The 16096-nt window shown below is 54.4% G+C and carries 20 protein-coding genes, 1 tRNA gene and 1 pseudogene; 13 read left to right on the top strand and 9 right to left on the bottom strand.

Annotated features, from left to right (window positions below; translation table 11 throughout):
* Nucleotides 1-3: 3 nt before the first annotated feature.
* From QP909_RS07955 to QP909_RS07940, 4 genes are all read left to right on the top strand, one after another.
* Entirely contained in the window at nucleotides 4-801 is a 798-nt protein-coding gene (locus QP909_RS07955) for a thymidylate synthase (protein ID WP_284766834.1), read from the top strand.
* A complete protein-coding gene (locus QP909_RS07950; RefSeq protein ID WP_284766833.1) occupies nucleotides 801-1331 on the top strand; it encodes a dihydrofolate reductase in 531 nt (176 codons plus the stop codon). Before QP909_RS07955 ends, QP909_RS07950 begins: the two co-directional genes overlap by 1 nt.
* Nucleotides 1331-1612 (top strand): glutaredoxin domain-containing protein, encoded by a 282-nt coding sequence (locus QP909_RS07945; RefSeq protein WP_284766832.1) that lies wholly within the window; start codon nucleotides 1331-1333, stop codon nucleotides 1610-1612. The genes QP909_RS07950 and QP909_RS07945 overlap by 1 nt, the downstream gene beginning before the upstream one ends.
* Before the next feature lie 59 nt (nucleotides 1613-1671).
* Nucleotides 1672-1744, top strand: a tRNA-Arg gene (locus QP909_RS07940).
* An 84-nt stretch (nucleotides 1745-1828) separates the two neighbouring features.
* On the opposite strand, the gene QP909_RS07935 is transcribed toward QP909_RS07940, so the two are convergent.
* A complete protein-coding gene (locus tag QP909_RS07935; RefSeq protein WP_284766831.1) occupies nucleotides 1829-2062 on the bottom strand; it encodes a hypothetical protein in 234 nt (77 codons plus the stop codon).
* Nucleotides 2050-2253: a helix-turn-helix transcriptional regulator gene (locus QP909_RS07930; protein WP_284766830.1), complete on the bottom strand. Its 204-nt coding sequence runs from the start codon at nucleotides 2251-2253 to the stop codon at nucleotides 2050-2052. The genes QP909_RS07935 and QP909_RS07930 overlap by 13 nt, the downstream gene beginning before the upstream one ends.
* Nucleotides 2254-2569: 316 nt before the next feature.
* On the opposite strand from QP909_RS07930, the pseudogene QP909_RS07925 reads away from it, so the two are divergent.
* A pseudogene (locus QP909_RS07925) lies at nucleotides 2570-3208 on the top strand (transposase).
* Nucleotides 3209-3244: 36 nt separating this feature from the next.
* Here QP909_RS07925 and QP909_RS07920 read toward each other — a convergent pair.
* Nucleotides 3245-3544 (bottom strand): transposase, encoded by a 300-nt coding sequence (locus QP909_RS07920; protein WP_284766829.1) that lies wholly within the window; start codon nucleotides 3542-3544, stop codon nucleotides 3245-3247.
* On the opposite strand from QP909_RS07920, the gene QP909_RS11895 reads away from it, so the two are divergent.
* From QP909_RS11895 to QP909_RS07905, 4 genes are all read left to right on the top strand, one after another.
* On the top strand, nucleotides 3543-4136 hold the full coding sequence (locus QP909_RS11895; protein ID WP_350309221.1) for a GntR family transcriptional regulator: 594 nt from the start codon (nucleotides 3543-3545) through the stop codon (nucleotides 4134-4136). The two genes, QP909_RS07920 and QP909_RS11895, sit on opposite strands and share 2 nt — an antisense overlap.
* Before the next feature lie 288 nt (nucleotides 4137-4424).
* A complete protein-coding gene (locus QP909_RS07915) occupies nucleotides 4425-6155 on the top strand; it encodes an HsdM family class I SAM-dependent methyltransferase (protein WP_284766828.1) in 1731 nt (576 codons plus the stop codon).
* Nucleotides 6155-7234 carry a restriction endonuclease subunit S gene (locus tag QP909_RS07910; RefSeq protein WP_284766827.1) on the top strand — a complete coding sequence of 360 codons (1080 nt, stop codon included), beginning with the start codon at nucleotides 6155-6157 and terminating at the stop codon, nucleotides 7232-7234. The genes QP909_RS07915 and QP909_RS07910 overlap by 1 nt, the downstream gene beginning before the upstream one ends.
* Nucleotides 7235-7484: 250 nt before the next feature.
* On the top strand, nucleotides 7485-8078 hold the full coding sequence (locus QP909_RS07905) for a Type 1 glutamine amidotransferase-like domain-containing protein (RefSeq protein ID WP_284766826.1): 594 nt from the start codon (nucleotides 7485-7487) through the stop codon (nucleotides 8076-8078).
* Between the two features lie 55 nt (nucleotides 8079-8133).
* Here the strand turns inward: QP909_RS07905 and QP909_RS07900 are convergent, their stop codons facing one another.
* Both QP909_RS07900 and QP909_RS07895 read right to left on the bottom strand, forming a co-directional pair.
* Entirely contained in the window at nucleotides 8134-8556 is a 423-nt protein-coding gene (locus tag QP909_RS07900; RefSeq protein WP_284766825.1) for a hypothetical protein, read from the bottom strand.
* 24 nt (nucleotides 8557-8580) lie between these two features.
* The gene (locus tag QP909_RS07895) at nucleotides 8581-9027 is read right to left on the bottom strand and encodes a DUF2871 domain-containing protein (RefSeq protein ID WP_284766824.1); all 447 of its coding nucleotides are present in this window, start codon (nucleotides 9025-9027) and stop codon (nucleotides 8581-8583) included.
* Nucleotides 9028-9265: 238 nt separating this feature from the next.
* Here QP909_RS07895 and QP909_RS07890 point away from each other — a divergent pair, with 238 nt between their 5' ends.
* Entirely contained in the window at nucleotides 9266-9883 is a 618-nt protein-coding gene (locus QP909_RS07890) for an SHOCT domain-containing protein (protein ID WP_284766823.1), read from the top strand.
* Nucleotides 9884-10140: 257 nt separating this feature from the next.
* Here the strand turns inward: QP909_RS07890 and QP909_RS07885 are convergent, their stop codons facing one another.
* Nucleotides 10141-10767 (bottom strand): DJ-1/PfpI family protein, encoded by a 627-nt coding sequence (locus QP909_RS07885; RefSeq protein ID WP_284766822.1) that lies wholly within the window; start codon nucleotides 10765-10767, stop codon nucleotides 10141-10143.
* Between the two features lie 111 nt (nucleotides 10768-10878).
* On the opposite strand from QP909_RS07885, the gene QP909_RS07880 reads away from it, so the two are divergent.
* Nucleotides 10879-11307, top strand: coding sequence for an OsmC family protein (locus tag QP909_RS07880; RefSeq protein WP_284766821.1), 429 nt, complete (start codon nucleotides 10879-10881; stop codon nucleotides 11305-11307).
* A gap of 113 nt (nucleotides 11308-11420) precedes the next feature.
* A complete protein-coding gene (locus QP909_RS07875) occupies nucleotides 11421-12413 on the top strand; it encodes a DUF1906 domain-containing protein (protein ID WP_284766820.1) in 993 nt (330 codons plus the stop codon).
* Between the two features lie 2 nt (nucleotides 12414-12415).
* Here QP909_RS07875 and QP909_RS07870 read toward each other — a convergent pair whose 3' ends face one another.
* The 3 genes from QP909_RS07870 to QP909_RS07860 all read right to left on the bottom strand — a co-directional run bounded on the left by QP909_RS07870 (nucleotide 12416) and on the right by QP909_RS07860 (nucleotide 15468).
* Entirely contained in the window at nucleotides 12416-13384 is a 969-nt protein-coding gene (locus QP909_RS07870; RefSeq protein ID WP_502868638.1) for a hypothetical protein, read from the bottom strand.
* Nucleotides 13385-13477: 93 nt separating this feature from the next.
* Entirely contained in the window at nucleotides 13478-15121 is a 1644-nt protein-coding gene (locus tag QP909_RS07865) for a monocarboxylic acid transporter (RefSeq protein WP_005328355.1), read from the bottom strand.
* Complete coding sequence (locus tag QP909_RS07860) at nucleotides 15121-15468, bottom strand: DUF485 domain-containing protein (protein WP_284766818.1); 348 nt, start codon at nucleotides 15466-15468, stop codon at nucleotides 15121-15123. The genes QP909_RS07865 and QP909_RS07860 overlap by 1 nt, the downstream gene beginning before the upstream one ends.
* A gap of 356 nt (nucleotides 15469-15824) precedes the next feature.
* Between QP909_RS07860 and QP909_RS11925 the strand changes: the two genes are divergently transcribed.
* Nucleotides 15825-16096 (top strand): helix-turn-helix domain-containing protein (locus tag QP909_RS11925; RefSeq protein WP_502868636.1); only part of this gene is annotated, 272 nt, incomplete at its 3' end.

The following is a 16096-nucleotide window of genomic DNA, read 5'->3' as shown; positions in this document are numbered from 1 at the left end:
CGCATGATTGAGACCCCGTATGAGGTTCTGCTGAAGAAGGTCCTAGAGACCGGCACCCCCAAAGGCGATCGCACCGGCACCGGCACGCGCTCCATTTTTGGTGCGCAGCTGCGCTATAACCTGGCCGAGTCCTTCCCGCTACTGACCACCAAGAAGGTGTACTTCCATGCGGTGTTGGGCGAGCTGTTGTGGTTCCTCAAGGGCGAGTCCAATATCAAGTTCCTGCAGGACAACAAGGTCCGCATCTGGAATGAATGGGCGGATGAGAACGGCGAGCTGGGCCCAGTCTACGGCGTGCAGTGGCGCTCCTGGCCCACCCCGGACGGGCAGCACATCGATCAGATCCAGCAGGCGCTCGACACTCTGAAGAATAACCCGGATTCCCGCCGCAACTTGGTCTCTGCATGGAACGTCGCGGAGCTAGACAGGATGGCTCTGATGCCCTGCCACCTGCTCTTCCAGCTCTACGTGGCCGATGGCACCTTGTCTATGCAGGTCTATCAGCGCTCGGCCGATATGTTTTTGGGCGTTCCCTTTAATATCGCCTCCTACGCGGCGCTGACCCACATGTTTGCCCAGCAGGCTGGCCTCAAGGTGGGCGAGCTCATCTGGACCGGCGGCGATTGCCATATCTATAACGACCATGTGGAGCAGGTCAAAGAACAGCTTTCCCGCGAGCCGCGCCCCTACCCGCAACTCAACCTCCACAAGGCGGAAGACATGTTCTCCTATGACTTCACCGATTTTGAGATTGAGGGCTACGACCCCCACCCCACCATCAAGGCGCAGGTGTCCGTCTAATGTTGGGCGCAATCTGGGCACAGTCCCTGGACGGCATCATTGGCGATGGCGAGCAGATGCCCTGGCACGTGCCGGAGGATCTCAAGCACTTTAAGGACGTGACCATGGGCGCGCCGGTCATCATGGGACGGAAAACCTGGGAGTCCCTCAACCCCAAGTTCCGCCCGCTTCCCGGCCGCGAGAACTACGTGCTCTCCTCCCGCACGCCCGGCCAGTGGTCCGCCGGCGCCCAGGTGCTTACCGCGATGCCCTCGCTTTCCGACGCCTGGGTTCTCGGCGGCGGCCAAATCTACACCGCTACTTTGGACCAAGTGGACCGCATTGAGGTCACCCTCATGGGCGTTAATATCGGTAGCACCTACGGCGATAAATCCATCTACGCCCCCGCCATCCCCGAGGAGTTCGGCCTGGCCCACAGCACCGACTGGCTCACCTCCGCCAAGGGCCACCTCGCGCTGCCGGACAAAGAGGCCAGCGACCTCCCCATCAAGTACCGCTTTTTAACCTACGACCGAAAGGATACAGCCTAATGACTGTACAAACCCCCGAAACCAACTCCGACGTCACCATTTTCTACGCCGACTGGTGCCCCTTCTGCGCCAAGCTCATCAAGAACTTGGACCGCACCGAAACTCCATACGAGCTTGTCGACGTCGAGGGTGAAAACGCCGACGACATCAATGCCTGGATCGAATCCGTCAACGACGGCAACCGCATCATCCCCACTGTCCTCTACTCCGATGGCACCCACGAGACCAACCCACCAGCTTCCTCCGTGCGCAATAAGCAGAAGGAATTGGCGGACAACTAAGCCATTTCGGGGCTCCCCTGCCCCACTGCTATGATTAGCCAAGTTGCACACGCAACCCCGCCCCAGTAGCTCAGGGGATAGAGCACGGCTCTCCTAAAGCCGGTGTCGGTGGTTCGAATCCACTCTGGGGCACAAAATCTTTCACAAAAATTCCCCGTTTACCAGCACAGACAAGGGTTTTTCAGCAGTGCGCTTGCCTTCGGGCCACTCCGGCTGCTACTGTTCCTCATTCTCGCGCGCTATAGGAATCGTGAGCGCCATATAAACGGTGAGCGTAACCAGCAAAACGAGGTGTAAAGGCTCGTCGAACATCGCCCGCGAACCGTTCTTTATCCATTCATAGCCCAGCACGGCAAGTACACCGAGAGTCTGGACAACAAAAGCAATCCTGATGTTTCGCAGGTTTTTGGCAAGCAGCCGTTCGTCCGAAAGTCTATTTAGAAATGGCAATTCGGTTCCTCCCAAAATAGTTGGTCGAGCGAGCTATCCAACCTGTGACAGATCGCAAGACAAAGCCTGAGGGTCGGATTATACCGGCCGTTTTCAAGCAGATTGATTGTTTGACGTGTGACCCCGACATCCTTGGCTAATTGAGCCTGAGTCAGCTCAGCTTGCAGCCTGGCCAATTTCAAGCGGCTCATTAAACCTCCTCATGTCGTGTATATGCGACTATATGTAATCTATATACGACATGCAAATGTTTAGCATAGCGTCTACAGAATGAAGAGCCCTGACGCTGCAGGTTGCGTCCGTTAGCGTGGTGTACGAGTTAGATCCTGTGACGGGCCCCGAGGACAAATAGGGCGACCATCATGGGTACCTTTCGAATCAACTTCTACCTATCCCCGAAAGGACGACACCCATAATGGCCGCTGGCCCTCAGTCCCATTGACCCGACCGCGTATCTCGAACAGCTACTCTCCCAAGCATCACCCGATCTGATGCGTTAGATGCTCGGTGATTCCATCAAATAAAATTCTATCTGATACTGTCTGCAGCGCTGACTACGCCACCACCAGCGACAAACGCGTCAACCACCGCAACGGCTCCCGCCACCTACTACTGGATACACGGGTCGGCACCGTCGAAGTGGCTATCCCGAAATTACACCACAGTTCTTTCTTTTCTGACCGGCTGTGAAAACGACGAACCCGTACCGAACGTGCCTTAACCACCGTGATCGCCACGTGCTCTTTATAGGGGGTGTCTACCCGCAGGATGAACGACTTGGTCGCCACCCTCGGCATTGCGAACCTATCGAAGTCACAAGTCAGTGAGAGGGCCAAAGACTTGAATTCGATGGTGGAGGATTTTTGCACCAGACCGCTGGATTTTGGCCCGTACTACTACTTCTCGTGCCACGCGCTGACGATGAAAGTCCGGGGAAGGAGGACGCGTGGTCACAACGAGTGTGTTGCTAGCAACCGGTGTCAACAATTACGGCTACCGGGAACTGTTAGGCATGCACGTACCTCTACAACTGAGTCCGCCGCTCCGGGGACCGGCTTCTTTAGAGACGTAAAAGTCCGTGGTCTAGCTGACGTCTACCTGGTGACAAGTATCGCTTACTTAGGCATTCAAGCAGCGGGGGCCTGACCCCCGGAAAGTGGACACGTCGGGGGTTAGGCCCGATCACCAGTGAGTCTCTTCGGCAAAATATTTCGCGGCCTTGCGCAGGATATCGCGTTCTTCGCGTAGTTTAGAGACTTCTTTTTCTAGTTGGCGGATCCGTTCGGAATCATTCGCCGCTTGGGCTTTCTCATGCACAGCGTTAATGCGCGAACGCTTTCCGGTGCCGTACTTTTTGACCCAAGAATGAAGCGAGGCAAGGTTGATACCGAGCTCTGCTGATGCTGCGTTCAGCGAGAGGTCCTCATTGTTCTCATAGAGGGCCACAGCATCGCGTCTGAACTGTTCGGAATACCTGGACATGATGGTAGATTACCTTTCTTCCCAGCTCGACTGGGCTGGATATCAGGTGTCCACCAAAAAGGGGGTCAGGTCCAACCGACAAGGAGAGTGTATGGCGACGAAAAAAGACACCCGAACAGGACTGCCCAAGCACGAGGAGCTATATCACCACCTGCGCGGAAAGATTGAGCCAGGCGCGTACTTGCCTGGCACTCGGCTACCTCCAAGGCGTGAGCTTAGTGACGACTTTGTCTTAGCCCGTGGCACCGTGATTCGTGTTCTGCAGCGGCCCGTCGATAAAGGCGCGTTCGCGCCTCGTGCTTCGGGTTCCCATAGCCATTACGTCGTCCTGAAGCCAGCAGCGCTGCGCCTGATTCCAGCCAGCAACGATGTAGCCAAGAAGCTCGGCGTGCCACTAGGAACTGCGACTACTTGGCGAATAGGCACTGACGAGCATGACAACGAAGTGCTGATGATTCGCGCAACACCTGGGCTACGGTCTCGACTCTCTGCGTTGCTTGAGGAGGGGCCTACCCCGTTGGAGAACTTTGTACCGGAAATCGACTTTTGGCGCCGAACAACTGGCGCTAAAGATGTAAACACAAAAGGCTGAGGCAATGAAGTACACCCCGCCTTGCCTTGGCGCGTCTCGGGAAGATGCTGCACAAGGCTCACAATGTAGTCTTCGGGGGTGTTGACTTCACGGGGCAGGGGTACGGGAATGATTGTAGCGAGGCGTGACATGGCTCGCAGTTCACCTGCTATACAGCCAAAATTAGGGCGGGTAGAAACCTTCATTGACCTGCACTTTCACATTGCATTGGTATGCAAATGTGTGTATTGTAAACGCATGTTACAGAAATAAAGTCCTGATACATAAAGGTAAACAACACGAATGCGCATGACTGAAGATCAAGTTCGCCTGCAGGCCGACTCCATTTTAGGCCTTTCCGATAAGGCCAGTGAGGTAAAGCAGGGAACTGGACAGATCACGACCTTCAATCAGCTTGGCTTTCCTGGCGTCAATGACAAGCCCGACGGCTGGTACTTGCCCGACAACAAAACTATGCCTGCCATCATTGCCGAGTTTAAGTCCTCAGAGCAGGACTTAGGCAATGATTGTTGGGTGCAGGAACTCAAGAAGAACGTTGACATTGTGCACCCCCAGTACGACAAGTGCATTGGTATCTTGTACAACCATGATGACATTCGGGTGTTCATCAACAACGTAGAACTCGACTCCGTGTCGACGAAATTGGAGCACAAGTCGTACTACTTGAAGCTGGCTACGAATACGCCTATCGACAAGATGCGGATTTACACGCTCACCCAGCGCATTAACAACACTCTGCATTTTGAGTTTGGCGTGAAGAACTTGTATTCCCGCATGGTCTTCACAGCTTGCTCGCTGGTGGCGTTGCGTGAGGGTGCATGGATTGCGCCGGGCATGGATTACTCGAATTTCCACAACTCGGTGCTCAACCAGCTGAATAAGTCCCTACAGAAGCACGTCAAGCGCAATCTTAAGCTGAGCATTTTGACTGAGCAGTTCAGTGCCATCAAGATGAACTACCCGGACAATCAAAGCGCTATTGACGACTTTATCGGTTGGGTTAAGGAAATCTCTGAGCTGCTCAACTCTGACAATTGGGCTGGCGAAGACGTGATGGCCATCTTCTTCAACGAGTTCAACAGGTACAAGCCTAAAACGGATCAAGGTCAAGTCTTTACGCCCGACCACATCACGGGATTTATCACTCGCCTTGTGGAGCTAAACGAGGATGATTGTGTGCTTGACGCTGCGTGTGGCTCCGGCGCGTTTCTGGTGAAGGCCATGAACGTCATGATCGAGAAGTCGGGCGGCGTGAATACTGCCAAGGCTGCCGAGATTAAGAAGAAGCAGCTGTTCGGCATCGAGAAGGACGAAGAAATCTTCGCTCTTGCTGCCGCCAACATGCTGATCCATAAAGACGGCAAGACTAACCTTGAGCAGCTTGATTCCCGTTACGCGGAAGCTAGTGCGTGGATTCAAGAACAGCCGATTACGAAGGTATTGATGAATCCTCCGTATGAGCGGAAATACGGGTGCATGAAGATTGTCGGAAATGTGCTCAACCACGTTCCGCGCGGAACGATCTGTGCCTTCATCTTGCCCGATAAGAAGCTAGAGAAAGATGGCGGTAAGAGTTTGCTGAAGAAGCACCGCCTGGACAAAATTATTAAGCTGCCAGAAAACACATTCTTTGGCGTGGGTGTCACAACATCGATCTTCCTGTTTACTGCAGGTGAGCCACAGGACGGACGTGAGATTTTTGCCTGCAATATCGAAGAAGATGGACTTGTGACAGTCAAGAATCAAGGTCGCCAAGACGTGCACAATCGCTGGCGCACACTTGAGGACGAGTGGATGCGCATCATTCACCGCCAGGCAGGTCACGGGTCAATTCAGTGGCTAGACCCTGCCGAGCATTTGTCCTGGCAAGCCCCCATTCCGCCGTTTGAGATTACAGAAGAAGATTTCATCAAGGTTGTGATGGATTACGAGCTGTTTAAGCGCGGTGTGAACGAGAAAGCGTTGGCTGAACAGTTGGGCGAGCAAGCGCTCTATGGTGCGTTTGGCGGTGAGTTCTGATGCCCGTAGTGGATAGTTCGATATGGCAAGAATTTGTTATTGGTGATTTATTTGAAGTAAAGACATCACGGACGTACGCCGTGCGTGAGCTGGAAGAAATAACCGTAGGCGATGAAGAAACTATTAACTATGTTGTGCGAACCAAATTCAATAATGGCATTAAATATCGCGTTCACAACACTAATGAATTAGTAGTATGCCCTGCTGGGACTATTTCTTTTGGCGCTGAAAATTCAGTGTTCTTTTACCAAGATGAAGATTATGTTGTGGGTAGAGATGTTGCTTATGTCGATACGCAACATTTGTCGCGGAAAGTGTGTCTATTTCTCACAGCAGTATTGAATACGCTAACCAATAGATATTCATACGATTGGGGCATGTTTCCTTCTCTGGTAGTCAGGGAAACCATAAGCCTTCCCGTGCGCGAGAGCGGCGAGCCTGATTGGGCGTACATGGAGCAGTACGTCGAAGATTTGGCATTTCAGAGTGAAAAACGCATGGAGAAACTGACGGCTCCTCAACCTGCCTCAGAAAAGCTGGACATTTCGCAATGGTGTTCATTCCGTATCGAAGAACTGTTTTATAGACCCACGCTAAAGTTCATTGCAGGAAGGAAGTTGAATCGACCGTTAGACTTGTCAGAATTTCGTGACGCAGAGTTTGATCTACCGTTAGTCAATGCAAAGCTAGGTAATAACGGCATCATGTACTACGGGCGTGCACACGAGTGGGATTCAATAAGCAATTCGATCTGCGTTGTTCAGAATGGTGCTTCGTCGGTGGGCAGCGTGTATTACCATGCCGAACCTACTGGGGTTCTTGGCGATGCTTATTTGATTCGTCCCTTCGCCGGTGATCTTCCGATGGGGACAATGCAGTTTTTGACCGCGATACTGCATGCCGCAATTAAGCCTCGGTTTAGTTATGACGACAAAGCAACGTGGGAGCGCGTGAAGCTGGTTGAAATTAAGCTCCCGGCAAAAGCGGATAGGCAGCCTGAGTGGGATTACATGGAATCATATATAGCGAATGTCCAAAACTCTGTTGAGCAACGGATGGAAACAGTTGACGATTCCTGACGGACGCGATTTTGGCTCGGAAACAGGCAGATAACGATGCCCGAGTGAATCTTAGAGTGAAACTCCCCCACTTTATAGCCCCTGAGCTGGTGTTACTCCTGACAGCCGGTGTCGGTGGTTCGAATCCACTCTGGGGTACCATTCAAGATCTCGAGGCATGATTCTTGCGGCGCCTCGAGATTTCCCCGATTATTCAATACCCCGATATTGCTGCCCTCAAACATATACAGCGCTCAAGTAGACTAAGCCTATGAATTTACTCCTCGCTTCATACCTACACCCAGAAATCAACAAATACATTTCGGGTCGAGTACTGTACATCGATGATGCTGCCACAGCAATGACCCAAGCCCCGTTCGCCCAAACAGAGTTGAAAACCATTCGCAATGCCGCAGAAGAATTAATCCCCTTAACCGTGGCGCAGGCACGACCGAGCGATATACGCAATGAAATTAACTTTGCCGATTGCATCTATGTTGCGAGCGGCGAGGTATTCCGTCTCCTTGAGGCGCTGAGACTCACTGGCACCGACCACCTACTAGTTGAAGCGGTCCAGAACGGCAAGTTTTACGCTGGAAGTTCTGCTGGCGCAATGGTTGCCGGACCTTCAATCGAACCGGCATCAATCATGGACAATCCACGGATAGCACCGCAGCTCATCGATCATACAGGACTCAATCTTACTCCATATGCCATTATTCCCCACGCTCAAGGAACAACTGGTCCTTATTCTATAAACATCATCAGTGAAACTGTTGCGCAGTACGGACAAGCTTGGAATCTCCTACTGCTGAGGGATGGACAAGCACTCTTAGCTGAAAGTGGAAAAGCTATGCTCATCTAATCCTCCCCGGAAATCAGCAGACTTGCTCTAACTTCCTGGTAATAAATCAGTTCGATTACTCCACGGCTTTGCTTTCGTTCGCAGCACGGCGAACCTGCAGCACACCAATAAAGCCCAACGCCAGGAATCCGATCGCAGCAAGAAAGGAGTAGCAGGTGGCGTCGGTCATGCCGTCGCCAAGCGCCTGCACCACAACGCTGGTCTGCTCGCCAAAGGGACTATGCCCACCTTGAGCGCGCAGTCCGGCAAGAACGGAACCAGCTGATTGGCGCGTTGCTTCTGCTATGTCATCGGCACTCGGCCCCATGATGTCGGCCACTTCCAGCGTCTTCGGCAACGTTAGCCCAAGGTCCATGGAAAATACCGACCCAGAAACCGCAGTGCCCAGCGCGGAACCGACCTGGCGGACCGTACTCTGGGTGGCCGAAGCCTGACCAGAACTATTCACCGGAATCTCGCTGTGTCGGCGGCGCGGCATTTTCAGTGGAGGCTTTGGTCATTTTTAGTCACCATCTACTGCTTGAGTCTTAGCCGCTTGGGTCTCGCTGATGGCATTTCCAAGTGCCGCAATGAATGCGATAAGACCCACCGTGATGAGAATGTGCCCAAGACCAGCGATGCCAGAGATCATTGCAGAGGACTCCTCCCCCAGCACGGTCAAGCATCCGTGCCAGATCATGATGCCAACGGTGACGACCACGCCGACGTTGTAGAGCCAGAAGAACGCATTGAACTGACCGCGGTTGCGCGACAGACCAAAGACTTTCTCCAATACCAAGAAGATAAGGCTCATCATGAAACCGAGCGCTAGCAAGTGAGTATGCGCCACGCTCAACTGGGTGAACTCGCCCGCGGGGAAATCATTGGCACGCGTGAATTCACGGTAGAACACGCCAGCGCCCAAGCCCAACACGAGGTAGAAAATGGATGCCCAGTACAAAGCTTTCATGGTCATTCTCCTTCCCAACCGCTTTCACGGCCGGAGTAGCGATGAATAAAATACTCTAAGGACTTATCCTTCTACATTCGCGCTCGTTTTGAATCACAGGGCTGGTCGAATCTGTAATCAACCAGTCGGTTGACTGTTTGCTCAGACAGAAAAGATTCATCGACTATTTCGGAAATGATTGAAGCCAAAATCCTCACTAACGCAACTGAATCATCAGCCAATCGAGTATTCTGGCTGTATGTCAGATCAACATAACCCCTACAGTGGAAATCAGCCCGCTCCAAACCAGGGATTCAATTTCAAAGGATTCGCCCGCGACGCCGCTGAGCGAGTAATCGCTAGACACGATCAAACCACCGACACTGGAGTTATCTGGAGCGCAACAGGAAAGCCCTTAACCCGCCTGGGAGCAGGCCGCTATTCACTTACGCAAGATTACTTGGTCGTCGAAAAAGGCATGGTATCGACCGACCGTCAGCAAATTCGCACTCACGAGATCTTTGACGTCGATGGTCGCCAGAGCATGACCCAGAAAGCTAGGGATGTCGGCACTGTCACCCTTCACGCCAAGCGAGCTAATGGCGAATTTGAAATTGTTGAGCTTGTGGACATCCCGAACTTTCGTCAGGCAGTGGAGATAATCAACGCCACAGCTGAAGATGCCCGCATCCGCATCCAGCGACGAGCCAACGCACAAACTCTCACGCACGAAGGCCACCAACCGGTACCTAGCGTTTCGAGTGCCCCGAGCAGCGATCTCAATGCAGAACTGTCGAAATTGGCGGAGCTAAAGGCAGCCGGCGTCCTCTCTGACGACGAATTTGCGGCCGCAAAGCGCAAAATTCTGGGCCTCTAATTCATTTACATTCATACCTCGGAATAACAATTTCAGCCCTACAACCCAGGTCTCCGAGGTAATCTCGACCCTCATCCGCATGGAAGAACTTGCCGAAGGAACCAACTGGGTTCCGCATCTACGAGCAAGATTTTACGATTGCAAGTTCCGACTAACCGCTAGATAACTGTTCGCTAGCAATTACGTTCCCTCCACGCGCAGACACTGCACTGCCTCGGCAGAACACGAAGTACTGCAGTGTCTAGTGGTAGCTCAACCTATTTTGAGGCCCACTCCTGAACCTTATTCGCATGTTCAACGAAGGCCGCTTCCGTTCTTTGCTCATGCAATTGAAGCCAAGCATCCACGACATCATCTGGGTAAACGCCCGCCGCGCGCAATACCGCCGCAGTAAATGGCACTGGAGCCAAGCCTGAAGCTGTAATCACTCCACCATCAAAAACTACATCTTCTTCTTTATAGCCATCGATGTTGGCGTAGTTAGTTGAGGCAAGGAAGCCTTGCGCGTTTGAAGTGTGTTTGCAGTGGTCAAGCACCCCGGCACGAGCAAAGGCCAAAGTTCCACCACAGATTGCTGCCAAGAGCACTCCGTTCTCATTTAAGACCCTGATCGTTTCCAGCAACTGTTCGTGCCCGTTAAAGTATGTATCTGCCCCTGGCACCACGAACGCCGCAATATCAGTCCGATTCTGGATGTCCTGCAAGGTCAGACCTGGAACTACCTCGATTCCACCCTTGGAGCGGACGGCTTCTAGAGATTCGCCAACAAACAAAACCTTGAAGCGATCCGGCACTTGAGCTTCAGCTTCAGCTACTTGAGTTGTGAGGTAGGCATACTCCCAATCAGACATGGTTTCCGTCGCATAAATAGCAATGACCTTCATGGAACTCACAATACGCGGGCCTGCTGAATCACTACTAGACACGCGAACATTTCGATCAGCGTGTCTCTTGCCCACTCGAACCGACCTGATACCTCGCCATAAACTGGCCTCATGTCTAAAGCAACCAAGCAATACGCCGTAGACCTCACCCGCCTCGATACCGCCGTATACCGCGCAACCAATTCCGCGGGAGCCAGCATTGAGTTTGGCAGTAGTGAGGGGCTCCTCTCCCCTGTCGAACTTTTACTCGCTGCCGTCGCGGGGTGCTCCGCAGTAGACGTGGACGTGGTGACCTCCCGGCGCGCGGAACCGGATTCTTTTGATGTGCATGTGGAAGGCGACCGCGTAAATGAGGACGGGGCATCGCGCCTCTCGGAGGTTCGCGTGGGCTTCGATCTATCGTTCCCGGATACACCGGAAGGCAACCAAGCGCGCAAACTGGTGGACAACCTGATTCGCATCTCCCACGAGAAGGACTGCACGGTGTCGCGCACGGTTGAGAACCCCACGCTGGTGGAGTTCAGCAACGACTCGAAATAGCTCCTCGGTGTAAATGCGCGACATGCGGTTTCGCTCCGGGGATGGCCCCAGACCCGCTGCTATGGTGCAGTTGTTAACTACTGTGACAAATGTGATTACTGCAGGAGCTCAACATGTCACCATCTTTCTCCCGTCGCGGCCTTTTTAAGGTCGGCGCTCTCGCCCTAACCGCAGGCGCCATCGGTTCTGCTGTTCCGAATGCAGCGGCCTTCGGACCGGTGCGCGGCACCATCATTGATTTCTCCGCCGGCGTACCTTCCCCGCAGGCAATTAAGAATGCCGGCCACATGGGCGCGATTCGCTACGTCTCCGACAAGCGCCCCGGCGCTGCGTGGATGACCGGCAAGCCAGTAACCCTCAAGGAGACTAAGGCCAATGCGGCAGCGGGTCTGCCCACGGCGTCGGTCTACCAATTTGGTCGTGCGGAAACCGCCGATTGGAAGCAAGGCGCAGCAGGTGCGGCAGTACACGCACCGAAGGCGATTGCGCTACACAAGAAGGCAGGCGGTCCCACCAACCGCCCGATCTACATCGCCATCGACGATAACCCCACCCGCGAGCAGTACACCCGCCAAATTCGCCCGTACCTGCAGGCATTCTCCAAAACGCTGGAACTGGCTGGCTACCAAACAGGTGTCTACGGCAATTACAACACCATTGAGTGGGCAATCCAGGACGGCATCGGCAAGTACTTCTGGATGCATGACTGGGGTTCCAACGGCAAGATTCACCCGCGCACCACTATTCACCAGCTGCCACATGGCAAGCAGCAGACCATTGGCGGAGTCATCGTTGACGTCAATGAGGTCTACGCCGAAGACTGGGGACAGTGGACGCCTGGCAAGTCCGCGGCACCTGCACCGGCAAAGAAGCCGACCACCAAGAAACCACAGCCAAAGCCGCAGCCGCAGACCAACGCCCCGAGCAATGGCTCGTCCGACTTGGTCAATCAGCTGAGCTCGCAGCTGCAGAGCAAGCACCCAGAGCTACCGGAGCTTCCGCAGGTCACCGCCAATGGCGTGACCTTTAATGGCAAGACGCTGAGCAACGATCAGATTCGTCAGCTAGCGAAGATCGTCGCAGAGACAGTCTCTAAGGCGCGGTAATACTACTTCTTAGAGGGCTCGGAGGTTTTCTCCGAGCCCTTCTTTTTATCTGCGGACTTCTTTTTGGACGTGGTGGATTCGCTAGTGGGCTCCTTGGACGAGGACTTTTCCTTCTTGCCCTTGCCGGACTTCTCGTCCTTGTCCTTCTTGCTGGAGGAGGTAGTAGAAGTCTCCGAGGTGGAAGTCTCGATCGGTGGGACGTCCTCGCCGTCTTTGTACTTGAGGAAGCGCTCGGTGGCCTTGCCCAAATTCTTCCCTGTCACCTCGTCCTTGACGTAGTCGGTGAGGTCATCGGATGAGCCGTTAATAGAGGCGGCGGCGACGAAGTTCTCACCAAAGGAGACCGAGGAGTTAATGGACTTGTCATTAGACCAGCCCCACTTGCTGCCTACCACGTTGGAGAGCTTGGCTGTGCCGTAATCCTGGCGGTAGCCATCCTCCGAGATGGGATCGGCATGCGCCATAGCTACCAGCACTGGGTGGGTTTCATCGCGCTCAATGAGCTGCGAGATGAAGCTGGCGACGTCATACGTGGAGGTTTGCGAGTAGCCCCATTGCTCGCCCGCCTTGGTGGATTCGAGGTGGAATTCATCGGCAATGGTGTCGATGGACTCTGGGTATTTATCAAAGAGGTCTTCGGCGGACTTATCGGAGGAGCTAGCAATCATGTCCAGCGCCTCATATTTGTCTTCGTACTCGCCCTTTTCCATTACGTAGGTGGCGATATAGAGCTTGATGAGGCTTAGCGCCGGGCGAGCCTCGTGCTCTGAGGCAGAGCCCATGTGCATGCCATCATGCAGGCGGATATAGGTAACCGAGCGCCCCTCATCACCTTCTAGAAACTCATTGGTTTCTGGTGGGACGTCGCGGTTGGTGTCTGGTGCGGCCGAGGGGGCGTCGGCAAGCGCGTCGCTTTCACGCTCACTATTGCTGCACGCGGTGGTGGTCAAGGCGAGCATGCATACGGCCAAAGCGGCACCAGCCTTAACTGATGCCGCTTTGTGGTTCAACGACGTTTTAAACACGTCGATATATGTTACCGGTTGAGTGCACTATCTAGGCAATTAATGCTGCACGGGTGCCTCCACGCCTACGCCGGTAAGCGAGCGAACTTCCATCTCTGCGGAAAGCTCCTCAAAGTTATCCGGCTTAGTCATGATGGAGACCAACCAGCCGACGAAGAAGGACAGCGGAATGGAGACCAAGCCCGGCGAGGAGAGCGGGAAGATGGCCCAGTCCGCGCCTGGGAACATGGAGGTCTCAGAACCGGAGACTGCCGGAGAGAAGAAGATGAGCACCAGGCAGGACACCACGCCGGTGTACATGGAGGCCACCGCGCCCGCGGTGTTGAAGCGGCGCCAGTACAGGGAGTACAGGATGGTCGGCAGGTTGGCGGAGGCCGCCACCGCAAACGCGAGGGAGACCAGGAAGGCCACGTTCTGGGTCATGGCCAGGATGCCCAAGATGATGGAGACGATGCCAAGGACCACCACGGTGGCCTGGGAGACGCGGACCTGCTCAGCCTCGGTGGACTCGCCGTTGCGGATAACCGCGTGGTAGATATCGTGCGCAATGGATGCAGAGGCGGTAATGGCCAGGCCAGCAACCACGGCGAGCACGGTAGCGAAGGCCACGGCGGAAATAATCGCCATGAAGATAGAGCCGCCGATCTCGAGCGCGAGTAGTGGCGCTGCGGCATTGGCGCCGCCCGGGGCGTCGAGAATGCGGTCCGGACCCACCAGTGCTGCCGCACCGTACCCCAGGACCAGGGTCATAAGGTAGAAGGCACCGATAATAACGATCGCCCAGGTAACGGAGCGGCGCGCCTCGGTAGCGGTGGGCACGGTGTAAAAGCGCATCAGCACGTGCGGCAGGCCGCCCACGCCGAGCACCAGGGAAATGCCCAAGGAAATAAAGTCCAGCTTGGTGGCGGTGGTGGCGCCGTACTTCAGGCCCGGAGCCATGATGTCCTTGGCCTCGTAGCCCTTCTCTTTAATCTGCTCGGAAGCGGCGTGCATGTCGATGGCGTTATTAAACAGGGTGCTAAAGCCGCCGCGCAGGGCAATGAAGACCAAGAAACACATGATGACCACGCCGGCTACCAGGAGCACGGCCTTGATCATCTGCACGTAGGTGGTGCCTTTCATGCCGCCGACCAGGACGTAGACAATCATGAGCACGCCCACGATGCCCACGACGAGGGCCTGCCACTTGAACTCATGGATATCCAGCAGTACCGCAACCAAGGAGCCGGCGCCGGCCATCTGCGCGATGAGGTAGAAAAGCGTGACGAAGAGGGTGGCGATGGACGCCGCCACGCGCACGGGCTTTTGCTTCAGGCGGAAGGACAGGACGTCCGCCATGGTAAAGCGGCCGACGTTACGCATGGGCTCGGCAACGAGCATGAGTGCTACCAGCCAAGCAACGAAGAAGCCTACCGAGTACAAGAAGCCGTCGTAGCCGTTGAGTGCCACAGCGCCAACGATACCCAGGAACGATGCAGCGGAGAGGTAGTCACCGGAGATGGCCAGGCCGTTCTGGCGCCCGGAAAAGGTGCCGCCGCCGGTATAAAAGTCCGAGGCCTTCTTCGTGGTCTTTCCGGCGCGCAGCACCACCGCCATGGTGATGAAAAGGAAGATGCCGAAAATAGAGATATTCAAGATGGGATTGCCGGCGGAAGATTCTGCGGCGAGGGTGGTGGTAGTCATTAGTTGCCCTCCAGCTCTTCACGGATGGCGGCCGACTTAGGCTCGATATTCTTATTGGCGTACTTCACGTAGATCCACGTGATAATGAAAGTGGTGAGGAACTGGGCTAGGCCGAAAACCAGCCCGACGTTCCAGCCGCCACCAAGCTCGATTGCCATAAAGCCAGGGGCAAACACGGCGGCAAGAACGTAGACCACGTACCACACGAAGAAGGCCACGGTCATAGGGAAGGTAAAACTCCGGTAGGTGCGGCGCAGCTCGCCAAATTGGGCGGAGTCGCGCATCGCAATGAACTCGCTACCGGTGGGTTCGCGGCGCGAGACAGGAGTTGCAGCTACGTCACTCATAGAGCATCGTCTCCTTGGGTGAGAGGAACTTAGGTCACACGAGATAGTGTGTCACTTCTCACTATCAGCGTTGCCCTGTAAGTTACAGAACATTTTCTGCAAGGTTGTAAACTCTGCCAAGAAAACCTTCCACTCCCCCACCCTTTCAACCCCATAGGCTTCACTGAACTGGAATAACATCTTTAGCAAACTACCCCCGCGGGAAGAATTTTCTACCCCCTGTAAAGATTGTTAACAGCCGCTTGGCAAAAGAAAAAGCCCCCATGAGGGGGCTTCTGAACTGCTCCCCATTAGTTGGACTGAGAAATCAGTTTCCGATTAGTGGGGAGTAGTTTTCATTGAGAGCTCGAAGTTTGGTGAGTGAGCATCAGCGGGAGCAGTTGGTTGAACTATTTGAGCAAGGCGTGGGCTATCGTGCCGCTGCTACTGCTCTTGGTGTCTCCACATACGCCGCCCGTATGCTCTGTCGTCGGTTTAAGCTGCATGGCAGACTATGTCTTGTGGAAAAACCGACTAAGCAGCAGTATTCGTTCGAAATCAAGAAGGAAGTTGTCCAACGCCACCTTTCTGGTGAGACAGCGATGGATCTTGCGCGCGAGTTTGGCCTGTCATCAGAGCACTTGGTCGG

The organism is Corynebacterium sp. MSK195 (assembly GCF_030228885.1).
GTDB lineage: Bacteria > Actinomycetota > Actinomycetes > Mycobacteriales > Mycobacteriaceae > Corynebacterium.
Note: the sequence above shows the minus strand (reverse complement) of the source record. Positions and strands in the feature narration are given on the sequence as shown.